This is a genomic window from Stenotrophomonas sp. (genome assembly GCF_032103445.1).
In the GTDB taxonomy this organism is placed as follows: domain Bacteria; phylum Pseudomonadota; class Gammaproteobacteria; order Xanthomonadales; family Xanthomonadaceae; genus Stenotrophomonas.
In genome coordinates this window covers 121,976-143,121 of the sequence record NZ_DAMDFR010000003.1, presented here as the reverse complement: position 1 = coordinate 143,121, position 21,146 = coordinate 121,976, and the positions used below count along the sequence as shown (strand labels likewise).

Below are 21,146 nucleotides of genomic sequence, written 5' to 3'. Positions count from 1 at the left end.
GTGCTGGACATGGGACTCCGGTCTGGCGTCTTTTCTGGAAAAGGAGAGCCGCGCCTCAGCGCAGCGCGGCCTGCAGGGCCTTGCGGATCACAGTGGCGACATCGTCGCCGTCGGCCTTGGCATCGCGCGCCATGCGCGCCGCCTCGGTCGGTTTGTACCCCAGTTGCTGCAGCGCCACGGTGGCTTCGGACACCGGGTCGGGCCCGATCGCACCGGACACCGGTGCCCCGCCGCCGCCGAAATTGGCCGCGCGGTCGCGCAGTTCCAGCACCATGCGCTCGGCGGTCTTCTTGCCGATGCCGGGGATGCGGGTCAATGCGGTGACATCGCCGGCCTGCACCATGCGCGCGAATTCGTCCACGCTCACTGCCGACAGCACCGCCAGTGCGATCTTGGCCCCGATGCCGCTGACCTTCTGCACGTCGCGGAACAGCCGGCGCTCGCCCTCGCGCAGGAAGCCATACAGCGACACGCTGTCTTCCTTCTGCGCGTAATGGGTGAACAGCACCACTTCCCGGCCCAGGTCGGGCAAGTCGTAGAAGGTGCTCATCGGCGCTTCCAGCTCATAGCCGACGCCATTGACGTCCAGCAGCAGCCACGGCGGTGCCTTGTAGGCCAGGATCCCGCGCAGACGACCAATCATGCAGTTGTCCTCATTTCCGGCTCCAGGCCTGGCGGGCATTGACCCCCAGGCGCTGCGCCGTCGCCCTTACGTGGGCATGGGTGATGGCCACCGCCAACGCGTCGGCGGCGTCGGCCTGCAGCTTGGTTTTCAGGTTCAGCATAAGCCCGACCATGTGTTGGACCTGTTGCTTTTCCGCCCCGCCCCGCCCGACCACCGCCAGCTTGATCTCGCTGGCCGCGTACTCGTGCACCGGCAGGTCGCGCATGACCACCGCCGAAATCGCCGCGCCACGGGCCTGGCCCAGCTTCAGCGCCGAGTCGGGGTTGCGGGCCATGAACACCTTTTCGATGGCCACCTCGTGCGGACGGTACTCGTCGACCAGCGCCGACAGCCCCTGCACCAGCAGCTTCATGCGCTGGGGGAAGTCATCGGCTCCCAGCAGTACCAGCGGCAGGTGGTGCACATGCACCACCTTTCCGGTGGGGTCGACATCAATGATGCCCACCCCGGTCCGCTGCGAACCGGGGTCGATGCCGAGGATCCGGACCATGGGGAACTACGCCGTCAGGCGTAGGCGTCCGCGCCGAGATCGGCATTGGAGTAGACGTCCTGGACGTCGTCCAGGTCTTCCAGCATGTCCAGCATCTTCTTGACCTGCAGGGCTGTGTCGCCCTCGACCTTGATGTCGTTGTCGGCGCGGAAGGTCACTTCGGCGTGGTCGGCGGCCAGACCGGCAGCCTCCATGGCGTCCTTCACGGCCTGGAACTGATCCGGCGCGGTGACCACGTCGATCGAGCCGTCATCGGGATACACCACGATGTCGTCCGCACCGGCCTCGATGGCCGCTTCGGTGATGGCTTCTTCGTTCGCACCCGGGGCGAAGCTGAGCACGCCCAGGCGCTTGAACATGAAGGCCACCGAGCCGTCGGTGCCCATGTTGCCGCCGCACTTGCTGAACGCATGGCGGACATCGGCCACGGTGCGCACGCGGTTGTCGGTCAGGCAGTCCACGATGACTGCCACGCCACCCGGGGCGTAGCCTTCGTAGCGCACTTCCTCGTACACCACGCCTTCCAGTTCGCCGGTGGCCTTCTTGATGGCGCGCTCGATCACGTCCTTGGACATGTTCGCGGCCAGGCCCTTGTCCATCGCCACGCGCAGGCGCGGGTTGTTGTTGGGGTCGCCTCCACCGCCGCGCGCGGCCACGCCGATCTCGCGGATGATCTTGGTGAAAATCTTGCCGCGCTTTGCGTCAGACGCATTTTTGCGGGCTTCGATGGAGGGGCCTCTACCCATGGGTGTTTCCGTGCATGAAGTCAGGAACAGGGCGCGGATTCTACCCGATCGGGCGCTGCGAACGTGTTAGCTGGCGTTGTTCAGGCCGCGTGGGCGGCCGGATCGTGGCGGAAGCGGCCGTCGCGCAGGAAGGCCGCAGTCTGCCGGGCGGCCTCCGGAGAAAACACCAGCCCGCTGTGGCTGGCGGCCACCACGCAGTGGTCGGCCAGGCCGGGCAGACGGGTTTCATCCAGTGCCACCGTACCGTCCGATGCCTCGCCAATCGCGCCCAGCAGGCTGCCCAGGCCGTGCGGCACCGAGCCGGCAATCAACCCCACCTGCGCCCTGCCCTCCCAGGCCGGCAGACCATCCAGCAGCAGCTCGCCACTGCGGCCCAGCGCCATCGCCCAGCCGTGATCGGCCAGCGAACGGGCCGTGCCTGAGCCGCGCAGCGGCGAGCCCAGGCAGACCACACGCGAAACCGGCAGGTCGGGCTGCTGGCGCAGGGCTTCCAGGGCGACCAGGCCGCCCAGGCTGTGCCCCACCAGCGATATCGGCTCACTGCCCTGCAGGCGCTTGAGCAATTGCGGCACCGCCACCTCCGGTCCGCCGAACACGCTGGAATAGCCAAACGTATCCACGCGGAAGCCGCGCGCGCGCAGCCGCCAGGCCAACGGCCCAACCCAGGCGCGGGCATTCCAGATGCCGTGCAGCAGCAACACAGAGGGAGTCATGGAATCAGCGTACGCGCCGCAGGATGAACTCCAGGTCGCGCTGTTGCCCGACCGGGAATTCGTAGGTGCCCACCTGGCTGAATCCGTAGCGGGCGTAGAAGCGCTGCGCGCCGAAGTTCTCCGACCACACCCCCAGCCACAGGGTGCGCGGACCGTCGCGCTCCAGCCAGGCCAGCGCGGTTTCCAGCAGGCGGCTGCCCCAGCCGCAGCTTTGCTCGTCCTTGATCAGGTACAGCCGCTTGAGCTCGCCGTCGCCGGGTTTCACATCGTCATGCGGCAGGCCGCACGGGCCGGCGGCGGCGTGGCCGACGGCCACACCGTCCTTTTCCAGCAACCAGACCGCGTAGTCCGGGTGCGAGAGGATCACCCGCTGGCGGTCCTCCGCGTACGCTTCGTCCAGAAAATCCTGCAGATCCTGCGGCGGATACAGGTGGCCAAAGGTTTCCACGAAGGTGCGCGCGGCCAGCACCGACAGGGTCGGTGCGTCGTCCGGGCCGGCGCGGCGGATGGTGTACACGGGGACGATCAGGCCAGGCCTCAGGCCTTGGCTCCATCGGTGGCGGCGTCTTCTTCTTCGCCGTCCTCTTCCTCTTCGTCCTCGTATTCTTCTTCGTCTTCCTCTTCGTCTTCGTCGAGGTCGTCTTCTTCTTCGTCCTCATAGTCTTCGACGCCGAAGTCCTCACCGTCCCAGCGGCCTTCGCCGTCGACCACGAAGGTCAGTGCCATCGCGGCGGGGCTGGTGCCCACGCGGACCAGCCAGCCGCCGAAGACGCGGGCGCGCTCGGTGACCAGGTTGGCGTCGGAACCGACGTTGCCCAGCTTTTCCCATTCCAGATTGAAGGATGCTTCGGTCATTGCTGAGTCTCCTGAGGGTGTTGGATGGTTCAGCCGGGCAAGCCCGGCTCTACGAAATGGTGTTCCCGGATTGCCGCGCAGGCCGCCGCGGGAACGGTGTTCGCGGGTAACCGCCAGTGGGCGGTCAGGCCTTGCGGGGGCGGACCTGGATGTGCACTTCGGCCAGCTGCTCGTCCGGGATCGGCGACGGGGCACCGGTCATCAGGCACTGGGCGCTGGTGGTCTTCGGGAACGGGATGACGTCGCGGATCGATTCGGTGCCGGCCATCAGCGCGGCAATGCGGTCGATGCCGAAGGCGATGCCACCGTGCGGCGGTGCGCCGTAGCGCAGCGCATCCAGCAGGAAGCCGAACTTGGCTTCGGCCTCTTCCGCGCCGATGCCCAGCAGCTCAAACACGGCGCTCTGCATGTCCGGACGGTGGATACGGATCGAACCACCGCCGATCTCGTTGCCGTTGAGCACCATGTCGTAGCCGCGCGAGACGGCGGTCTTGGCGTTGGCGCGCAGGTCGGCGATGTCGTCCACGGCCGGCGCGGTGAAGGGGTGATGCAGGGCGACGTAGCGCTGGGCTTCGTCGTCGAACTCGAACATCGGGAAGTCGGTGACCCACAGCGGAGCCCAGCCTGCGGCCACCAGATTGAAGTCCTTGCCAGCCTTCAGGCGCAGCGCGCCCATGAAGTCGGACACCTTGTTGTAGCCGCCGGCACCGAAGAACACGATGTCGCCATTGCCGGCACCGAGGTGGGCCACCAGCGCAGCGAACGCTTCTTCGCTGAAGAACTTGGCGATCGGCGAGCTGACTTCGCCGTTGTCGGCGATCTTGATGTAGGCCAGGCCCTTGGCACCGTACTTGGCGGCGTGGGCGGCGTACTCGTCGATCTGCTTGCGCGACAGGCTGGCACCGCCCGGGATGCGCAGCGCGGCCACGCGGCCGTCCGGATCGGCGGCCGCGGCGGTGAACACCGGGAACTCGCTGCCCTTGACCAGCTCAGCCACGTCCACCAGTTCCAGCGCGATGCGCAGGTCCGGCTTGTCCGAGCCGTAACGGCGCATGGCCTCGGCCCAGGTCATGCGCGGGAAGCTGGCGGCCAGCTCCACGTCCACCACTTCCTTGAAGATGGCGCGGATCATGTTTTCCACGAAGTCCTGCACGTCGCGCTCGCGCACGAAGGCGAACTCCATGTCCAGCTGGGTGAATTCCAGCTGGCGGTCGGCGCGCAGCGCCTCGTCGCGGAAGCAGCGCGCGATCTGGTAGTAGCGGTCGAAGCCGGCCACCATCAGGATCTGCTTGAACAGCTGCGGGCTCTGCGGCAGGGCATAGAACTCGCCCGGGTGCATGCGTGCCGGCACCAGGAAGTCGCGCGCGCCTTCCGGGGTGGCCTTGGTCAGGATCGGGGTTTCGATGTCCTGGAAGCCCTTCTCGTCCAGATGGCGGCGCAGCGCCTGCACCAGCTTGATGCGGGTGCGCTGCATGCGCTGCATTTCCGGGCGGCGCAGGTCCAGGTAGCGGTACTTCAGGCGGGTTTCCTCGCCCGGGTTTTCATGCGCGTGGAACGGCAGCGGCTCGGCCTTGTTCAGCACGGTGATGCGGGTGGCGACGATTTCCACCTGGCCGCTGCGGATCTTGTCGTTTACGGCATGACGCTTGCGCACCACGCCTTCCACCTGCAGCACGTCTTCGTAGCCCAGGCTGGCCGCGACCTTGAACACTTCTGCGTTCTCAGGCTCCACGGTCACCTGCACGATGCCTTCATGATCGCGCAGATCGATGAAGCACACGCCGCCCAGATTGCGGGCAACGTCGGTCCAGCCGGCGAGGGTGACAGTCTGGCCAATCAGGGTCTCGTCGACCAGGCCGCAGAAGTGGGTACGCATGGGGGTAAAAGCTCCACAGGAGATTGCCGGGCCTGTTGGCACCGGTCAGCCCGTTATTCTGCGGCCAGCGCCCCGGCCGGGGCAAATCCTGAACAGTGAACCGGCTTACACGCCCCCTTAATAGGGGCCGGACCATAGTCCGCGCACCACTGACCGCAAGGGGAAAGCGTCATGAAACGTTGTCTCGTGGTCTGTCTTACCGTCCTGCTGGCCTGCGCCGCGCCGGCCCTGCAGGCCCAGGTCAATACCCGGGCCTATGCGCCCGAGAACCTGCGAACCCTGTCCGTCAACGACCAGCAGCGGGTCATTTCCCAGGAATACGCCGAACAGTCCGGCGGCCGCCGCATCCCGGACGACCAGATGCGCTTCTATCTGGACCAGGTGAACCGCTCCAACTGGGGCTTTTCCCGCATCAAGCAGGACATCGCCACCTCGCTGCGCGGCAACGGCGGCTGGAACGGCGGCGGTGGCGGCTGGCCCGGCACCAACCCGGGACATACCAGCGTGATCCGCTGCGAAAGCAACGACAACCGCCAGCGCAGCTGCCCCACCGGCTGGTCCAGCGCCCGGCTGTCACGCCAACTCTCCAACACCCGCTGCATCGAGGGCCGCAACTGGGGCTCACGCAATGGTTCGGTGTGGGTCAGCGGGGGCTGCCGCGCCGAATTCGTGCAGGGCCGCGGCGGCTGGGGTGGTGGTGGTGGCAGCAACTACAGCGTCACCTGCAGCAGCACCGGCAACCGCACCCAGACCTGCGCCTGGGACGGACGCCAGGGCCGCCCGGTGCTGATCGAGCAGTTGTCCGGCAGCCCCTGCGTGCAGGGCCGCAGCTGGGGCTATCGCGGCAGCAGCATCTGGGTCAGCAACGGTTGCCGGGCGCGCTTCGGGGTGCGCTGACGGTCAACCGCCCCAGGGAGCCGGCGGCAAGGCCACCGGCTTGCTGAGGTCGAACACCACCTGGAAGCGGCGGCCATCCGGACGGGTCAGCTCATAGACGAACCGCTGGTCCGGCTCGATCTCCATTGCCCAGGTGTTGGTGGTGGACACCGCCATGTTGTCCTTGCGGAACATCGCCACCGAATCGGCATCCACCGGGAACGACTGCCGCTGCGCCGTGCCCGGTGGCTTGCTGTCGCCGCCATACATCGTCACCGCGTCCGGGCTGCCATCTTCATGCCGGTGATCGTGCTTCAGCCGCAGCCCGTTTTCGGTGCGGATCAGCACCCACGTGCGCGAGTGGTCGTCGCCCACATGGAACGGAATGCGCAGCTCGTGCGCCGAATTCTCACAACCGCGCACATGCATGACCAGGCGCTTGCCATCGAACGGATCGGGCGCGTCGGTCTTCGGCTCATTCACCGCAATGTGGCCTTCAAAGGCCTCACCGCAATGCGCTGCTACGGCCGCCATGAACGCGTCGGCCGGTGCCTGCGACACATCGTGTGCAACGTTGTCACGCTGGCCGTTGCACGCCGCGAGCAGCAGCGCGCCCGTCAACGGAAGAAGTTTGATGACATTCATGCCATCACCCTAGCCCGCAGCGCCGTGCAGCGCAAATGCAGGGTCGCCCATGTCAGCGCGCTGCAACCGGGGCTTCATCCCCGCTGTGTTATGGTCGTTGTCGTGACCGGTTCGCCTTCCCCACGAAGGTCGCACGCGTGTTGCGGCTGACTGCCCTGCTCACAGGCGTAGCGTTGCTCCTTACGGGCAGCGGGCTTCTGGGCACCCTGCTGGCGGTGAGCGGAGCGCAGGCTGGCTTTGGTGCCGGCACGCTGGGTCTGGTGATGTCCGGCTATTTCGCCGGATTCTTCATGGGCACTTTTTTCGCTCCCTCGCTCATCGGCCGCATTGGCCATATCCGCGCGTTCGCCTTCTTCGCCGCCCTCGCCGCCATTGCGGTGCTGTTGCACCCGCTGTGGGTGAATGCCTGGGCATGGGGCGTGCTGCGCGTCATCACCGGCATCGCCCTGGTGGGCCTGTACACGGTGATCGAAAGCTGGCTCAACGCCGAGCCCGACCCGCAACAACGCGGCCGTGCGTTCTCGCTGTACATGGTGGTGAACCTGTCGGCGCTGGCATTGGGCCAGATCCTGCTGATGCTCGGCAATGCCGCAGCCACGCCGATGTTCATGCTGATTGCGATGCTGGTCTGTGCAGCCATGCTGCCGGTCACTGCGACGCGGCTGCGGCAACCGGAAGTACCGTCGGTGCCGCGCCTCAAACTCAGCCGCCTGTATGCCATGGCCCCGGTGGCCAGCGTTGCCGCCGCACTCTCGGGGCTGGCCATGGGTGCATTCTGGGGCCTGCTGCCGGTGTATGCCGGCCAGGTCGGGCTGGACGAGGACGGCGTGGCCCGCTTCATGCTGACCGCGATTGCCGGCGGTGCATTGCTGCAATGGCCGCTGGGCCGGATCAGCGACGGCCATGATCGCCGCACCGGGCTGGTCGCACTGAGCCTGGTGGCCGCTGGGCTGGCGCTGGTGATGTCGCTGCCGATGATCCAGTTGCAGACCCACCTGCTGTTCGGCCTGATCTTCGTGTACGGCGGGCTGGCGTTTTCGCTGTATCCATTCGCGGTGGCACACATGCTTGACTACCTGCCGCGCGAGGAGCTGCTGTCGGGCTGCTCCAGCCTGCTGCTTGTGCACGGGGTCGGTGCCGCGCTGGGCCCGGCCATCGCCGGCGTGGCGATGCAGCGGTTCGGACCGGCCGCACTGCCGCTGTATTTCGCGGTGGCGCTGATGCTGCTGGCGTTGTTCGCCACCGCGCGCCTGCTCAGCTTCTCGCGCCTGCGCACGCACCCGGTGCTGTTCCGCCCGATGCTGCGCACCACACCGGCGGCGCTGGAACTGATGCCGGAAACCGACGCCCAGCCCGCGCCTGACACCCCTTCTTCTTTCAACTCCAATAAGGAAGTGCATTGACTGTATCCACACCCGCCAATCCCTCATTAACCCGCAACACCCCGGCCGCTTCGGCCCCGCAACTGATTCTGGCCACCGATCTGGATGGCACCTTTCTCGCTGGCGATGCCGCCGCGCGCCACCGCCTGTACCGGCTGGTGGACCAGCACCCTGATATCGCGCTGATCTTCATCACCGGCCGCGGCCTGGAAGCGGTGATGCCGCTGCTCTCCGACCCCGCCATTCCCCGCCCCGATTACGTGGTCTGCGACGTTGGCGCAACCGTGGTCGATGGCCGCACCCTGCAACCGCTGCAGCCCCTGCAGTCGATGATCGACGCGCACTGGCCCGGCGAACAGGTCGTGGCCGCCGCGATGCGCCCGTTCACCGCGCTGCAGCGCCAGGACGTACCGCAGGAGCGGCGCTGTTCGTATTTCTGCGACCCGGCCACGCTGGCCCCGTTACGCAGCCAGATCCAGGCCGCCGCGCAGGCGCTGGGCTGCGACGTGCTGTATTCCGCTGATCGTTACCTGGACATCCTGCCGCCGGACACCGACAAGGGCCGCACCCTGGCCGCGCTGGCGCGCCTTCTGGACCTGCCGCGCGAGCGCATTCTGGTGGCCGGTGACACCCTCAATGACCTGTCGATGTACACCTCCGGCTTCCGCGGCGTGTGCGTGGGCGAATCCGAGCCGGCGCTGACCGAGGCCACTGCGGCGCTGGACAACACTTACCACGCCACTGCGCCGGGTTGCGGCGGCATCCTGGAAGCGATCGAACATTTCGGATTGTTGGCCGCCGACGATGCCTTCCTCAAGCCGCCGGCCACCGCGCGTGCCGAGGGCTCGGACCTGGTGATGGTCTACCACCGCATGCCGTTCGACGAGGTCATGGAGGGCGACACCCTGGTGCAGCGCCCACCGCGCTCGCCCAACGGCATCATCCCATCGCTGCTGAGCTTCTTCGAAGGCGGCCAGAAGGGCTCCTGGGTGGCCTGGGGCATCGACGATCCCAAGCGCGGGCCGTTCCAGACCCACGTCACCGTCGATGCGGAACGCTACCCCACGCTCACCGCCGCACGCGTGCCGCTGACCCGCCAGGAAGTGGACATCTTCTACAAGCGTTTTTCCAAGGAAGCGTTCTGGCCGATGCTGCATGTGTTCTGGGAGCGCGCGCGGTTTCGCGAAGACGACTGGCAGGTGTTCCTGAAGGTGAATCGGCGTTTCGCCGAGGCTACCGCCGCTGAGGCCGCACACGGGGCCACCGTGTGGATTCACGACTACAACCTGTGGATGGTGCCGGCCACACTGCGCGAACTGCGCCCGGACCTGAAGATCGCCTTCTTCCACCACACCTACTTCCCGTCCGCCGACGTGTTCAACGTGGTGCCGTGGCGGCGCGAGATCATCGGCAGCCTGCTGAGCTGCGATTACATCGGCTTCCACATTCCGCGCCAGGTGGAGAACTTCGTCGACGTGGTCCGCGGCGCGATGCCCGCCGAACGCCTGGCCTGGGAAAGCTGCGCACCGCGCTTCCTCACCTACGGCTGCGCGGTGGGCCTGGACACCATGACCACGCGCCTGCGCGTGGGTGACCGTGAGGTGGCGCTGGGCGCGCACCCGGTGGGTACGGACCTGCGCCGCATCCACAACGTGCTGGCCAAACCTTCGGTGCGCAATGACATCTTCAAGCTGCGCCGCGAGATCGGCGCACGCAAGCTGGTGTTGTCGGTGGAGCGGCTGGACTACACCAAGGGCACGCTGGCCAAGCTTGAAGCGTTCGAGCGTCTGCTGGAGCAGCATCCGGACCGCCAGGGCAAGGTGACCCTGCTGATGGTGTGCGTGCCGGCCGCGCGTGAGATGACCGTGTACCGCACCCTGCAGAACCAGATCGAACAGGCGGTCGGGCGCATCAACGGGCGCTTCTCACGACTGGACTGGACGCCGGTGCGCTTCTTTGCCCAGGCATTGCCGTTTGAAGAGGTCGTTGCGCACTACGCGGCGGCGCAGGTGATGTGGATCACCCCGCTGCGCGATGGGTTGAATCTGGTGGCCAAGGAGTTCGTGGCCACGCACGGCATTGAAGGCAGCAACGGCGTGCTGGTGCTGAGCGAGTTCGCGGGTGCGGCGGCTGAGCTGAAGGGTGCGGTGCTGACCAATCCGCATGATCCGGCGGATCTGAAAGCGGGTCTGCTGCAGGCGTTGTCGATGCCGGAGGAAGAGGCTGGCGGTCGCATGCGCCAGTTGTTTGGCAGCGTGGAGTATTACGATGTGGACCGTTGGGGGCGTGAGTTTTTGGACGCTGTGCGGGGGACGGACGCAACCTGATTGATGGACAGCCGTAGAGCCACGCCCTGCGTGGCTTCGCGGTGTCAAACAGGGTCGCAGCCACGCAGGGCGTGGCTCTACGCGCCGATCAAGCGTTCGGCGATGACGGCCGCCTGCCGCAGCACATCGTTGCGGCCGGCGTCGTCCACGGTCGCGCCCTGCAGGTAGGTGGTCAGCACCCACGGCGTGCCGCCGGCCAGTGGCCACAGGATCGCGATGTCATTGGTGGTGTCTTCGCCATTGCTGCCGGTCTTGTCACCCACCCGCCACGCCTTCGACAGACCGGCGCGCAACCGCGCATCGCCGGTTTCGTTGTCGATCAGCCAATCGGCCAGTTGCAGCCGCGAGGCGGGCTTCAACACTTCCCCCAGCACGAAGCGCTGCAGGCTGGCGGCCATCGCCGCCGGGCTGGTGGTATCGCGCGGGTCGCCGGGCGCGAACTCGTTCATCTCCGGCTCCAGCCGGTCGTTGCGGGTCACCGCATCACCGTTGGCACGCAGGAACGCGGTCACGCCGGCCGGCCCGCCCACCGTGCCCAGCAGCAGGTTGGCGGCCGGATTGTCACTGGTCACCATGGTGGCGCGGCACAGGTCGCGCACGGTCAGGTCCTTGCCCACGTGGCGCTTGGTCACCGGCGCGTGCGACAGCATGTCCTGCGCGCGCACCGGCAGGCGGCGGTCCAGCGACAGCGCGCCGCGGTCGGCGTGGTGCAGCACGGTGGCGGCCAACACGAACTTGAAGGTGCTGCACATCGGGAAGCGTTCGTCCTGGCGATGGCCCAGCCGCTTGCCGGTGGCGGTATTGAGCAGGGTGACGCCGAGGCGGCCGCCGCTGGCTTTTTCCAGGGCGGCGAAGTCGGCCGCCTGGGCTTTCGCGCCTGCGGGCATCGGCGGCGTCTTGGCCAGCGCCTGGCTGGCGACCGTAGAGGCCAATGCGGCGGCGGTGAACTGCAGGAACTGGCGGCGGGCGAGCATGCGGGGTCTCCTTGGCGGGGTCGGGTTGCCGGCCAGCGGCCGGCACTACCTGGTTGGCAACGCACTATCCCCAATCGGTCCCTTGGCAACCAGCGCGAATTTTGAAGAAGAGCCATTAGATTTATTGATGCATCATCGGCAGAAGTTACCATCTGCCATCAACCCGACTCACGCCTCCCCATGCTCCGCCCTCAGCTTCCGCTCAACGCCCTGCGCGCCTTCGAAGCCGCGGCCCGCCACCTGAACTTCACCCGCGCGGCGCTGGAACTGTGCGTCAGCCAGGCTGCGCTCAGCCATCAGATCCGGGGGCTGGAAGATCGCCTGGGCGTGGTGCTGTTCCACCGCCTGCCCCGTGGCGTGGCGCTGACCGAGGAAGGGGCGCGGTTGTACCCGGTGCTGAACGAGGCGTTCGACCGCATCAGCAGCGGACTTGGCGGCGTTGCCGGCGGGCGCTACCGCGAGGTGTTGAGCGTGGGCGTGGTCGGCACCTTCGCCACCGGCTGGCTGCTGCCGCGGCTGGCCGATTTCAACGCGCGCCACCCGGATATCGAACTGCGGCTGCAGACCCACAACAACCGGATTGATCTGGCCGGCGAAGGGCTGGATCTGGCCATCCGTTTCGGCGACGGCGACTGGCAGGGGCAGGTGTGCACGCCGGTGCTGGATGCACCGTTCGCGCCGGTGTGCGCGCCCGCGTTGGCGCGGGAACTGCGCGATGTGCGTGATCTGGTGCAGGTGTCGTTGCTGCGTTCCTACCGCGCGGACGAATGGCCGCGTTGGCTGCAGGCCGCCGGCGCAGCGGCGGTGGAGGCGCGCGGACCGGTGTTTGATTCATCGCTGACGCTGGCCGCGGCGGCGGCAGGTGGTGCCGGGGTCGCGCTGCTGCCGTTGCGGATGTTCGAGCAGGATCTGGCCGAGGGGCGTCTGGTGCAGCCGTTCGGGCAGACCGTGGAATTGGGGCGGTATTGGTTGACGCGGTTGCGGTCGCGGGCGGAGAGCGAGGCGGCGCGGCGGTTCCGGGAGTGGTTGGTAACGTAGAGCCACGCCCTGCGTGGCTTCGACCCTGTTTAGCACCGCGCAGCCACGCAGGGCGTGGCTCTACGTGCGCCTTGGGCACCGCGCAGCCACGCAGGGCGTGGCTCTACGGACGATCTGGATCAGGCCATCAGTTCCATCCACGCCGCCTCGGCCTTTTCCAGCTGCTGCGCGGTGGCTTCGCGGTCGCGGCCGAGCACCGCCATGCGGGTGGCGTCGGCGTAGTTGGCCGGCTCGGCCAGCTGACGATCCAGCTCGGCCAGCTTGCTCTCCAGCTCATTGACCTTGGCTTCGGCTGCCGCCAGCTTGACCGGGTTGCCGGCCTTGCGCGCGGGCATCGGCGGGGTCGGCGGCACCGGATCGGGCGCGGCTGCGGCCATCTTCTGCTTGGTGCCCTGCGCGGCCGGACGCGAACGCAGCCACGCCGCGTATTCGTCCAGATCGCCGTCGAACGGCTCCACCACGCCATCCGCCACACGCCAGAACGTGTCGCAGACCAGGCCGATCAGATGACGGTCATGCGAGACCATCACGATCGCGCCCTCGAACGTGGACAGCGCTTCGGCCAGCGCCTCGCGCATTTCCAGATCCAGATGGTTGGTCGGTTCGTCGAGCAGCAGCACGTTGGGCTGCTGCCAGGCAATCATCGCCAGCGCCAGTCGCGCGCGCTCGCCGCCGGAGAAGCCGTCCACGGATTCAAACGCGCGGTCACCGGCGAAGTTCCACTTGCCAAGGAAGTCGCGGAACGACTGGTTGTTGCCGTCCGGCGAGATCTCGCGGAAGTGGTCCATCGGCGACTGCCCTTCGTGCAGCGACTCCACCGTGTGCTGGGCGAAGTAACCGATGCGCAGGTCCGGGTGCGCGGCGCGTTCGCCGGCCACCGGGGCCAGCTCGCCGACCAGGGTCTTGACCAGGGTGGTCTTACCGGCACCGTTCGGGCCCAGCAGACCGATGCGCTGGCCGGCCTCGAGGCCGAAGCCGACGTTGTGCAGGATCACCGCGTCCTTGCCGTACCCCGCTTCCACGTCATTCAGACGGATCAGCGAGAACGGCAGCTTGGTCGGCGGCGCGAATTCAATGCGGAATTCGCGCTCCATGCGCACCGCTTCGGTGCCGGTCAGCTTGGCCAGGCGCTTCATCCGGCTCTGTGCCTGGGTGGCCTTGCTGGCCAGCGCCTTGAAGCGGTCGATGAAGCTCTGCAGGTGGGCTCGTTCGGCCTGTTCCTTCTCATGCGCGATCTGCTGCTGCCGCAGCTGCTCGGCACGCTGGCGCTCGAAGTCGGTATAGCCGCCGGTGTACAGCTTGGCGCTGCCGCCGTGCAGGTGCAGGGTGTGGGTGGCCACGTTGTCGAGGAACTCGCGGTCATGCGAGATCAGCAGCAGCGTGCCCGGGTACTTCAGCAGCCACTGCTCCAGCCAGAACACCGCGTCCAGATCCAGGTGGTTGGTCGGTTCGTCGAGCAGCAGCAGGTCGCTGGGCATCATCAGCGCGCGCGCCAGGTTCAGGCGCGCCCGCCAGCCACCGGAGAACTCGCCGACGGCGCGGGTGTGGGTGTCGGACGGGAAGCCCAGGCCATGCAGCAGCTTGCCGGCGCGGGCTTCGGCATCGTACGCGCCCACTTCGGCCATCTTCTGGTGCGCGTTGGCCACCGCCTCCCAGTCTTCGCGTGCGGTCGCCTCGGCTTCCTCGCGCAGCACCGCAGCCACTTCGGTGTCGCCTTCCAGCACGAACGACAGCGCCGGGTCGGGCAGCGCCGGGGTTTCCTGGGCCACGCTGGCGATGCGGATCTTGCCGGGCAGGTCGACGTCGCCCTTGTCGGCTTCCAGCTCGCCCTGCACGGCCGCGAACAGGCTGGACTTGCCGGCCCCGTTGCGGCCCACCACGCCCACGCGGTAGCCCGCATGCAGGGTCAGGTCGACGTTGGACAACAGCAGCCGCTCGCCGCGGCGCAAGGCGAAGTTACGAAGGGAGATCATCAAGGGGGTCCATATAACGGAATGGAATGTGCTGGTAAGCACCTTTCCTGCGACGCAATTCTAGCGTTAACGAATACTTGACGCGCCCCGGTCTGCGCGCGGCGGTGTCGTTCTCTCCCACGGAACCGTCCGCGCCCGCACCGGGAACCTGTTCAGCTACGTTAATGGCCCGTATTCAATGAACCGCAAGACCACGCTCGCCGCCGCCGTTGCCGTCGTGCTCGGCGCTTCCGCCCTCTCCGCCAGCGCCCAGACCGCGCCGGCCGCCTCCCCCAGCACCTTGGACACGGTGATCGTCACCGGTACCCGCGTCGCCGACCGTACGGTGGCCGAGTCGCAGTCGCCCATCGACATCGTCACCCCGGAAGCCCTGCAGGCCACCGGCACCACCGAACTGGCCACTGCGCTGGCCCGTGCCCTGCCCTCGCTGAACTTCCCGCGCCCGGCCCTGACCGACGGCACCAGCGGCATCCGCCCGGCGCAGCTGCGCGGGCTGTCCCCGGACCAGGTGCTGGTGCTGGTGAACGGCAAGCGCCGACACACCTCGGCGCAGATCAACGTCAACGGCAGCATCGGCCGTGGCTCGTCGGCGGTGGACATCAATGCGATTCCGATTTCCGCCATCGAGCGGGTGGAAGTGCTGCGTGACGGTGCGTCGGCCCAGTACGGCTCGGACGCCATCGCCGGGGTGATCAACATCGTGCTGAAGGGTTCGGACAGCGGCGGCAGCCTGGCGCTGGACGCCGGCCAGTATTCGGCCGGCGACGGCAACCGCTACCAGCTGTCCGGCGACGCTGGCGTAGGCTTTGCCGACGGCCGCGGCAAGCTGCATGTGGCCGGGCAGATCCTGCAGCAGGACGAAAGCAACCGCGCCGGGCCTTACCAGGGCACCACGCCGAACACGGGCAACTTCCCGGACATCGGCCAGACCACCTTCGTGGTCGGCGACCCGCAGGTGGACGCCACGGCGGCGTCGGCCAATGCCAGCTTCCAGTTCAGCGACAACCTGTCGGCCTACGCCACCGTGCTGGCGAGCAACCGCGACATCACCTCGTTCGCGTTCTACCGTTCGCGCAACAACAGCGGGCAAGGCGCGCTGCTGGCGCAGACCTACCCGGACGGCTTCGTGCCTCAGATCAACCAGTACTCCAAGGACCGTTCGGTGGTGGCCGGGCTGAAGGGCAGCACCGAAAGCGGCTGGACCTGGGATGTGAGCTACAACCATGGTGAGAACACCATCGACTTCCACACCCGCAACACGATCAACTATGCGCTGGGCGTGAACAGCCCGCGTTCGTTCTATGCAGGTGAGCTGAAGTACGCGCAGGACATCGGCAACGTGGACATCACCAAGAGCCTGGACTGGGGTCTGGCTTACCCGGTGACGTTGTCGTTCGGCGGTGAGTACCGTCGCGAGACCTGGGAACAGGGCGCGGGCGAACCGAACTCGTACACGGGCTCGGGTGCACAGGGCTTCGGCGGTTTCACGCCGCTCAACGCGGTGGATGCGGATCGCCACAACTACGCGGTGTACGCGGGGCTGGAAGCGGACTTCACCGACAAGTTCTCGGCCGGTGCCACCGGTCGCTATGAAGACTATTCGGACTTTGGCGACAAGTTCTCGGGCAAGTTGTCGGCGCGCTATGCGTTCACCGACAAGGTGGCACTGCGTGCGACGGCATCGAGCGGTTTCCGTGCTCCGTCGCTGGCGCAGCAGAGCTACCAGGCGGTGACCAGCACGATCGTGAACGGGGCGTTCGTGGAACGCGGCACGTTCCCGACCACCAGCGCGGCGGCGCAGGCGCTGGGGGCAAGCCCGCTGAAGGCGGAAAGCTCGACCTCGTACAGCCTGGGTCTGGTGGTGCAGCCGGTGGACCGGCTGTACCTGACGGTGGATGCGTACCAGATCGACATCGACGACCGCATCATCCTGTCGACCAACATCACCACCAATGCAGCGACCAACAGTCTGCTGGCGGGTCTGGGGCTGCCGGGGGTGACGGCGTTCTCGTACTTCACCAACGGGGTGGACACGCGCACGCGCGGTGTGGATGCGGTGGCGAGCTACACGGTGCCGTTCAGCGCAAGCTCGCTGGAACTGACGGCGGCGTACAGCTACAACGAGACTGAGGTGAAGAAGTACATCGCCTCGCCGGCGGTGTTCGGCACGCTGGGGCTGACGCAGTCGCTGATCGGGCGTGACGAGGTGGGTCGCATCGAGGACAGCTACCCGCGCGACAAGACGATTCTGAGCGGCACGTGGCGTTCGGACCACTGGGACCTGAGCCTGGCGGCAACGCGCTACGGCGAGTTCACGGTGCGCAACTCGGCCACGCCGACGCGCGACCAGACCTACGGCGACTCGTGGGTGCTGGATGCGTCGGTGAGCTACAAGCCGAGCGCGAACTGGGCGTTGACGCTGGGTGCGGACAACATCCTGGACGAGTACCCGGACCGCACGGTGGACCTGCAGAACTCCACCTGGGGCATGCTGCCGTACAGCAACTACTCCCCGTACGGCTTCAACGGTGCCTACGTATACGGGCGCATCACCTACAAGTGGTGATGCCTCGACGCACGTCGGCATAGCTTGATCGCACGCAATCGGCTCGCCTGATTGCGTGCACCCCGCTCGCCTGCCTGATTGCATGCACCCCGCCTGCCTGATTGCATGCGATCCGTAGAGCCACGCCCTGCGTGGCTGCTGCTGGATTCGTGCGAACAACCCTCGGTTGACGGCTGTTCTGGCTTGGCGGGTCGGGATGGGCGTTCCGGGGGACGCTGCAAGTACGTCCATGTAAGCTCGGTCGCCGCATCCATGCGGCTCACGCCCCCTCCAACCCACCCCGACCCGCCACGACACATGATCGGTGGCCACCGAAAATCAAAATCAATGCATCGCCTGTAGGTGCAATGGCCCTGTCAATGCACCGACCTTTTCGGTGCACTGATCCTGTCAATGCACTGGTCCTGTCGGTGCACTGGTCCTGTCGGTGCACTGACCCTGTCGGTGCACTGGTCCTGCCGGTGCACTGACCCTGTCGGTGCACTGGTCCTGTCGGTGCACTGGTCCTGTCGGTGCACTGACCCTGTCGGTGCACTGGTCCTGCCGGTGCACTGAGCCTGTCGGTGCACTGGTCCTGTCGGTGCACTGGTCCTGTCCATGCACTGACCTGCTTTGGTGGGATCGGTCGAAAGACGATCGCCGTGAAACAACCCACGTTCTTTAACGCATGAACCCCGGATCGAAACGCGCCCCAATGACGCACACGACCCGCATCCCAACACGCCTCCCGGCTTAAACCTCCAAGCACGTCACACTTCGCAACATCGACCTCCGGTCGATTCCGACACCGCGCCCCGACGCCCACATCCCGCGCGCCAAACCTCTCGCCTCCCACATGCGCCAATCACGTCACACCATTTGCTGACGCGCCAAAAAAAACGCCACGATTCTTTCGCAATTGCCTGTTTTTTCCATCACGGCATTTCAGCAGAGTGGCCCCGGGAGCGTAGAAACTCCGGTCCGGAAAAAAACATTCTGTCCTGCGCTGGAACTGCTCGTCTCCCGCGTCGGGAGGGTGGCTAATACAACACCTCCGCAAGGAGGAAATACGCCCGCCGTCTAGGTTTTTGTTTTTTTCCGTCCGCGGTTTCTAACCTCCCGACCCCTCGCCGTCCTGGCAGGGGTCAACGCGTTCTGGAGGTTTACCATGCAGAATCCGAAATGGGTCCGCGCGAAAGTGGAAGACGACCTGCGCCGCCACTTCAAGTCGGTGGTGACACAGGGGCAGTACTCGCCTTCCGAAGCCATCCGCATGTTCATGCGACGCGTGGTCAGGATTCCCCACGCAACCGAATCGCTGGCAGTGAGCAAAGCCATCAAAAAGGCGGCCGACGACGTAGCCAACGAACTGCGTAGCGACGCGCCATGCGCGTCCCCATGACCCACACCCCGCGCAACCGCCACTGGAAGCCGCCATTACCGGCGGTCCATCGCTGACGAACAGCAAACGTCATCCCATGTCGCGCCTGACCTCGCCGGACCCGCATCCCGCCATGATCCGCGCATGCATCACGGAGTTGCCCCATGACGTTCCATGCACGGTCGCTGAGTGATATCTCCCAGCGGCTGCACCAGCAGGCCATTGATGGCGTCCATCGGCTGGACGCCAGTCTGGGTCGGCAACCGGATGCGGCGAGCGAGCGGATGGCGGCCAGTCTGGCGAATCTGGCGCGCGCCACCGGCTTCAGCCAGATCGACCACGTTCTGCTGGGTCGACCCACCGATGCGACACCGGAATCGCAGAACGTGTTCATCGTGCAGGGGATGCTGGGGGAGGCGTCGCACCGCCGGGCGTACATGAGCGTACCGGGTGCCTTGCGTGAGCCGGTAGAAGACTCGCTGCAGAAGCTGCAGGACCTGGATGCGACGTTGGCGGCGGAGCAGGAGGCGCGCGAGATGGGGATCGAAGTAGTTCGGCGGCGGGTGTGAGAGATGGGTGCGAAGCAAGTGCCGCTTTTGATCTTCTGCGGCCACCGACCATGTATCGGGGGGCCGGCGGGTGGGGGGTACGGGACCGTCAAAAACATGGATGTTTTTGACGAGCCCCCATGGATGGGTTAACGGCGTGTCCCGTACCCCCCACCCGTCGGCCCCAAGCACGTAGATCGGCAGTCGAGGGTTGTTCGCCAGGAGCCAACAGCAGCCGGGCAAGCCCGGCTCTACGTCAATGCAAGCGCTCCGAATTTGCCGGATGGGGCCGCATCGGTGAAAATCGGGGTATCCCCCATTTTTGCGAGTCCCGATGCACCATGATGCCGACCTGATCAACATCGTTGCCGTTGGCCTGGGGCTCGCCTTCATCTTTGGCGCGCTGGCCAACAAGCTGCGTTTGTCTCCGCTGGTCGGTTATCTGGTTGCGGGCATCTGTGTAGGGCCGTTCACCCCCGGCTTCGTCGCCGACCAGGCGCTGGCCAACCAGCTGGCCGAGCTGGGCGTGATGCTGCTGATGTTCGGGGTCGGCCTGCATTTCTCGTTGAAAGACCTGATGGCCGTGAAAGCCATCGCCATTCCCGGGGCCATCGGCCAGATTCTGGTCGCCACCCTGCTCGGCTGGGGCCTGGCCTGGTTGATGGGCTGGGAAACCCTGCACGGCGTCGTGTTCGGCTTCTCGCTCGCCACCGCCAGTACCGTCGTGCTGCTGCGCGCCATGGAAGAACGCCGCCTGCTGGAAACCCAGCGCGGCAAGATCGCCGTCGGCTGGCTGATCGTCGAAGACCTGGCCTGTGTCCTCGCCCTGGTGATGATGCCCGTGCTGGCCGGCGTGTTCGGCCCCGATGCCTCCAACCAGACCCACACCCTCGGCAGCGTGCTGGCCAGCATCGGCTGGACCTTCGTGCAGCTCGGCCTGTTCGTCGCCGTGATGCTGGTGGTCGGCCGCCGCGTGATCCCCTGGATACTCGAGCGTATTGCCGGCACCGGCTCGCGTGAGCTGTTCACCCTGTCCGTGCTGGCCATCGCACTGGGCGTGGCGTTCGGCTCGGCCATGCTGTTCGGCGTCTCGTTCGCGCTGGGCGCATTCTTCGCCGGCATGCTGCTCAATGAATCCGAACTCAGCCACAAGGCCGCCAACGACTCGCTGCCGCTGCGCGACGCCTTCGCCGTGCTGTTCTTCGTCTCGGTCGGCATGCTGTTCAATCCCGCCATCCTGATCGAGCACCCCTGGCAGGTCCTGGCCACCGCCGCCATCATCATGTTCGGCAAGTCCGCCGCCGCCTTCTTCATCGTGCGTGCGTTCGGCCACCCCAACGGCACTGCACTGACCATCTCCGCCAGCCTGGCGCAGATCGGCGAGTTCGCCTTCATCATCGCCGGCCTCGGCGTCAGCCTGCAGATCCTGCCGCCCACCGGGCAGGCCCTGGTGCTGGCTGGCGCGCTGATCTCGATCATGCTCAATCCCGTGGTGTTCGGCCTGCTCGACCGCTGGCTGGCCAAGCACCAGGAAAGCATGCCCCAGGCGGTGGAAACCGAACTGCCGCCCGGCCCGTCGCTGGACCTGCACGACCACGCCATCGTGATCGGCTATGGCCGGGTCGGCAGCGCGCTGGCGCAGGTGCTGCGCGAACGTGGCGTGCCGGTGCTGGTCATTGACGACAACAAGGAACACGTCGCCGAGGCCCACGCCGCCGGCCTGCCCGGCATCCGCGGCAGTGCTGCTTCCGACAAGGTGTTGGCCGAGGCGCATCCGGAACGCGCCAAGATCGCCGTACTGGCGATTCCGCAACCATTGGAAGCCGGCGAAACCCTGGCCAAGCTGCGTGCACTCAACCCGGGCCTGACCCTGCTGGCGCGCGCCCACAGCGACGCCGAAGTGAAGCACCTGCTGGAGCACGGTGCCGATGGCACGGTGATGGCCGAACGCGAACTGGCTTACTCGCTGGCGGAAATGGTGATGGCCACCCCGCCTTACCGCACGCTGGGGAAACACCTGCCGGTGGTGTAACCGGGCAAGCGCTGCGGCATTTCCGCAATGACTCCGATAGGCAACGTCGTCGCGGGCGCA

Annotated in this window: 18 protein-coding genes; 8 read left to right on the top strand and 10 right to left on the bottom strand. The window is 66.6% G+C overall.

The window, feature by feature from the left end; translation table 11 throughout:
* Positions 1 to 55: 55 nt before the first annotated feature.
* The 7 genes from ruvA to aspS all read right to left on the bottom strand — a co-directional run bounded on the left by ruvA (position 56) and on the right by aspS (position 5,365).
* Positions 56 to 643, bottom strand: a complete 588-nt coding sequence (gene ruvA / locus RT551_RS02285; RefSeq protein WP_313455435.1) for a Holliday junction branch migration protein RuvA — start codon at positions 641 to 643, stop codon at positions 56 to 58.
* 10 nt (positions 644 to 653) lie between these two features.
* Complete coding sequence (gene ruvC, locus RT551_RS02280) at positions 654 to 1,175, bottom strand: crossover junction endodeoxyribonuclease RuvC (protein ID WP_311192325.1); 522 nt, start codon at positions 1,173 to 1,175, stop codon at positions 654 to 656.
* 14 nt (positions 1,176 to 1,189) lie between these two features.
* Positions 1,190 to 1,921 carry a YebC/PmpR family DNA-binding transcriptional regulator gene (locus tag RT551_RS02275; protein WP_313455433.1) on the bottom strand — a complete coding sequence of 244 codons (732 nt, stop codon included), beginning with the start codon at positions 1,919 to 1,921 and terminating at the stop codon, positions 1,190 to 1,192.
* Positions 1,922 to 2,001: 80 nt separating this feature from the next.
* Entirely contained in the window at positions 2,002 to 2,634 is a 633-nt protein-coding gene (locus tag RT551_RS02270; RefSeq protein WP_313455431.1) for an alpha/beta fold hydrolase, read from the bottom strand.
* Positions 2,635 to 2,638: 4 nt separating this feature from the next.
* On the bottom strand, positions 2,639 to 3,151 hold the full coding sequence (locus RT551_RS02265; RefSeq protein ID WP_313455429.1) for a GNAT family N-acetyltransferase: 513 nt from the start codon (positions 3,149 to 3,151) through the stop codon (positions 2,639 to 2,641).
* A gap of 20 nt (positions 3,152 to 3,171) precedes the next feature.
* Positions 3,172 to 3,489, bottom strand: coding sequence for a DNA primase (locus tag RT551_RS02260; RefSeq protein ID WP_311192329.1), 318 nt, complete (start codon positions 3,487 to 3,489; stop codon positions 3,172 to 3,174).
* Positions 3,490 to 3,613: 124 nt separating this feature from the next.
* A complete protein-coding gene (gene aspS, locus RT551_RS02255) occupies positions 3,614 to 5,365 on the bottom strand; it encodes an aspartate--tRNA ligase (protein WP_313455427.1) in 1,752 nt (583 codons plus the stop codon).
* Between the two features lie 171 nt (positions 5,366 to 5,536).
* Between aspS and RT551_RS02250 the strand changes: the two genes are divergently transcribed.
* On the top strand, positions 5,537 to 6,262 hold the full coding sequence (locus tag RT551_RS02250) for a DUF3011 domain-containing protein (protein WP_313455426.1): 726 nt from the start codon (positions 5,537 to 5,539) through the stop codon (positions 6,260 to 6,262).
* A gap of 3 nt (positions 6,263 to 6,265) precedes the next feature.
* On the opposite strand, the gene RT551_RS02245 is transcribed toward RT551_RS02250, so the two are convergent.
* Complete coding sequence (locus RT551_RS02245; protein WP_313455424.1) at positions 6,266 to 6,886, bottom strand: hypothetical protein; 621 nt, start codon at positions 6,884 to 6,886, stop codon at positions 6,266 to 6,268.
* Between the two features lie 137 nt (positions 6,887 to 7,023).
* Here RT551_RS02245 and RT551_RS02240 point away from each other — a divergent pair, with 137 nt between their 5' ends.
* Positions 7,024 to 8,289: an MFS transporter gene (locus tag RT551_RS02240; protein ID WP_313455423.1), complete on the top strand. Its 1,266-nt coding sequence runs from the start codon at positions 7,024 to 7,026 to the stop codon at positions 8,287 to 8,289.
* A 62-nt stretch (positions 8,290 to 8,351) separates the two neighbouring features.
* Positions 8,352 to 10,595, top strand: a complete 2,244-nt coding sequence (gene ggpS / locus RT551_RS02235) for a glucosylglycerol-phosphate synthase (protein WP_313455469.1) — start codon at positions 8,352 to 8,354, stop codon at positions 10,593 to 10,595.
* Between the two features lie 77 nt (positions 10,596 to 10,672).
* Here the strand turns inward: ggpS and blaL2 are convergent, their stop codons facing one another.
* Positions 10,673 to 11,569 (bottom strand): L2 family extended-spectrum class A beta-lactamase, encoded by an 897-nt coding sequence (blaL2, locus tag RT551_RS02230; protein WP_313455421.1) that lies wholly within the window; start codon positions 11,567 to 11,569, stop codon positions 10,673 to 10,675.
* Positions 11,570 to 11,749: 180 nt separating this feature from the next.
* Between blaL2 and RT551_RS02225 the strand changes: the two genes are divergently transcribed.
* The gene (locus RT551_RS02225) at positions 11,750 to 12,607 is read left to right on the top strand and encodes a LysR family transcriptional regulator (RefSeq protein WP_313455419.1); all 858 of its coding nucleotides are present in this window, start codon (positions 11,750 to 11,752) and stop codon (positions 12,605 to 12,607) included.
* Between the two features lie 119 nt (positions 12,608 to 12,726).
* Here RT551_RS02225 and RT551_RS02220 read toward each other — a convergent pair whose 3' ends face one another.
* The gene (locus RT551_RS02220; RefSeq protein WP_313455417.1) at positions 12,727 to 14,580 is read right to left on the bottom strand and encodes an ABC-F family ATP-binding cassette domain-containing protein; all 1,854 of its coding nucleotides are present in this window, start codon (positions 14,578 to 14,580) and stop codon (positions 12,727 to 12,729) included.
* Positions 14,581 to 14,758: 178 nt separating this feature from the next.
* Here RT551_RS02220 and RT551_RS02215 point away from each other — a divergent pair, with 178 nt between their 5' ends.
* The 4 genes from RT551_RS02215 (at position 14,759) to ybaL (ending at position 21,086) form a co-directional block, all read left to right on the top strand.
* Positions 14,759 to 17,146 (top strand): TonB-dependent receptor, encoded by a 2,388-nt coding sequence (locus RT551_RS02215; protein ID WP_313455415.1) that lies wholly within the window; start codon positions 14,759 to 14,761, stop codon positions 17,144 to 17,146.
* A 1,147-nt stretch (positions 17,147 to 18,293) separates the two neighbouring features.
* On the top strand, positions 18,294 to 18,527 hold the full coding sequence (locus RT551_RS02210; protein WP_313455414.1) for a hypothetical protein: 234 nt from the start codon (positions 18,294 to 18,296) through the stop codon (positions 18,525 to 18,527).
* A gap of 143 nt (positions 18,528 to 18,670) precedes the next feature.
* Positions 18,671 to 19,075, top strand: a complete 405-nt coding sequence (locus tag RT551_RS02205) for an XVIPCD domain-containing protein (protein WP_313455412.1) — start codon at positions 18,671 to 18,673, stop codon at positions 19,073 to 19,075.
* A 313-nt stretch (positions 19,076 to 19,388) separates the two neighbouring features.
* Positions 19,389 to 21,086 carry a YbaL family putative K(+) efflux transporter gene (gene ybaL / locus RT551_RS02200; protein WP_313455410.1) on the top strand — a complete coding sequence of 566 codons (1,698 nt, stop codon included), beginning with the start codon at positions 19,389 to 19,391 and terminating at the stop codon, positions 21,084 to 21,086.
* Positions 21,087 to 21,146 lie beyond the last annotated feature (60 nt).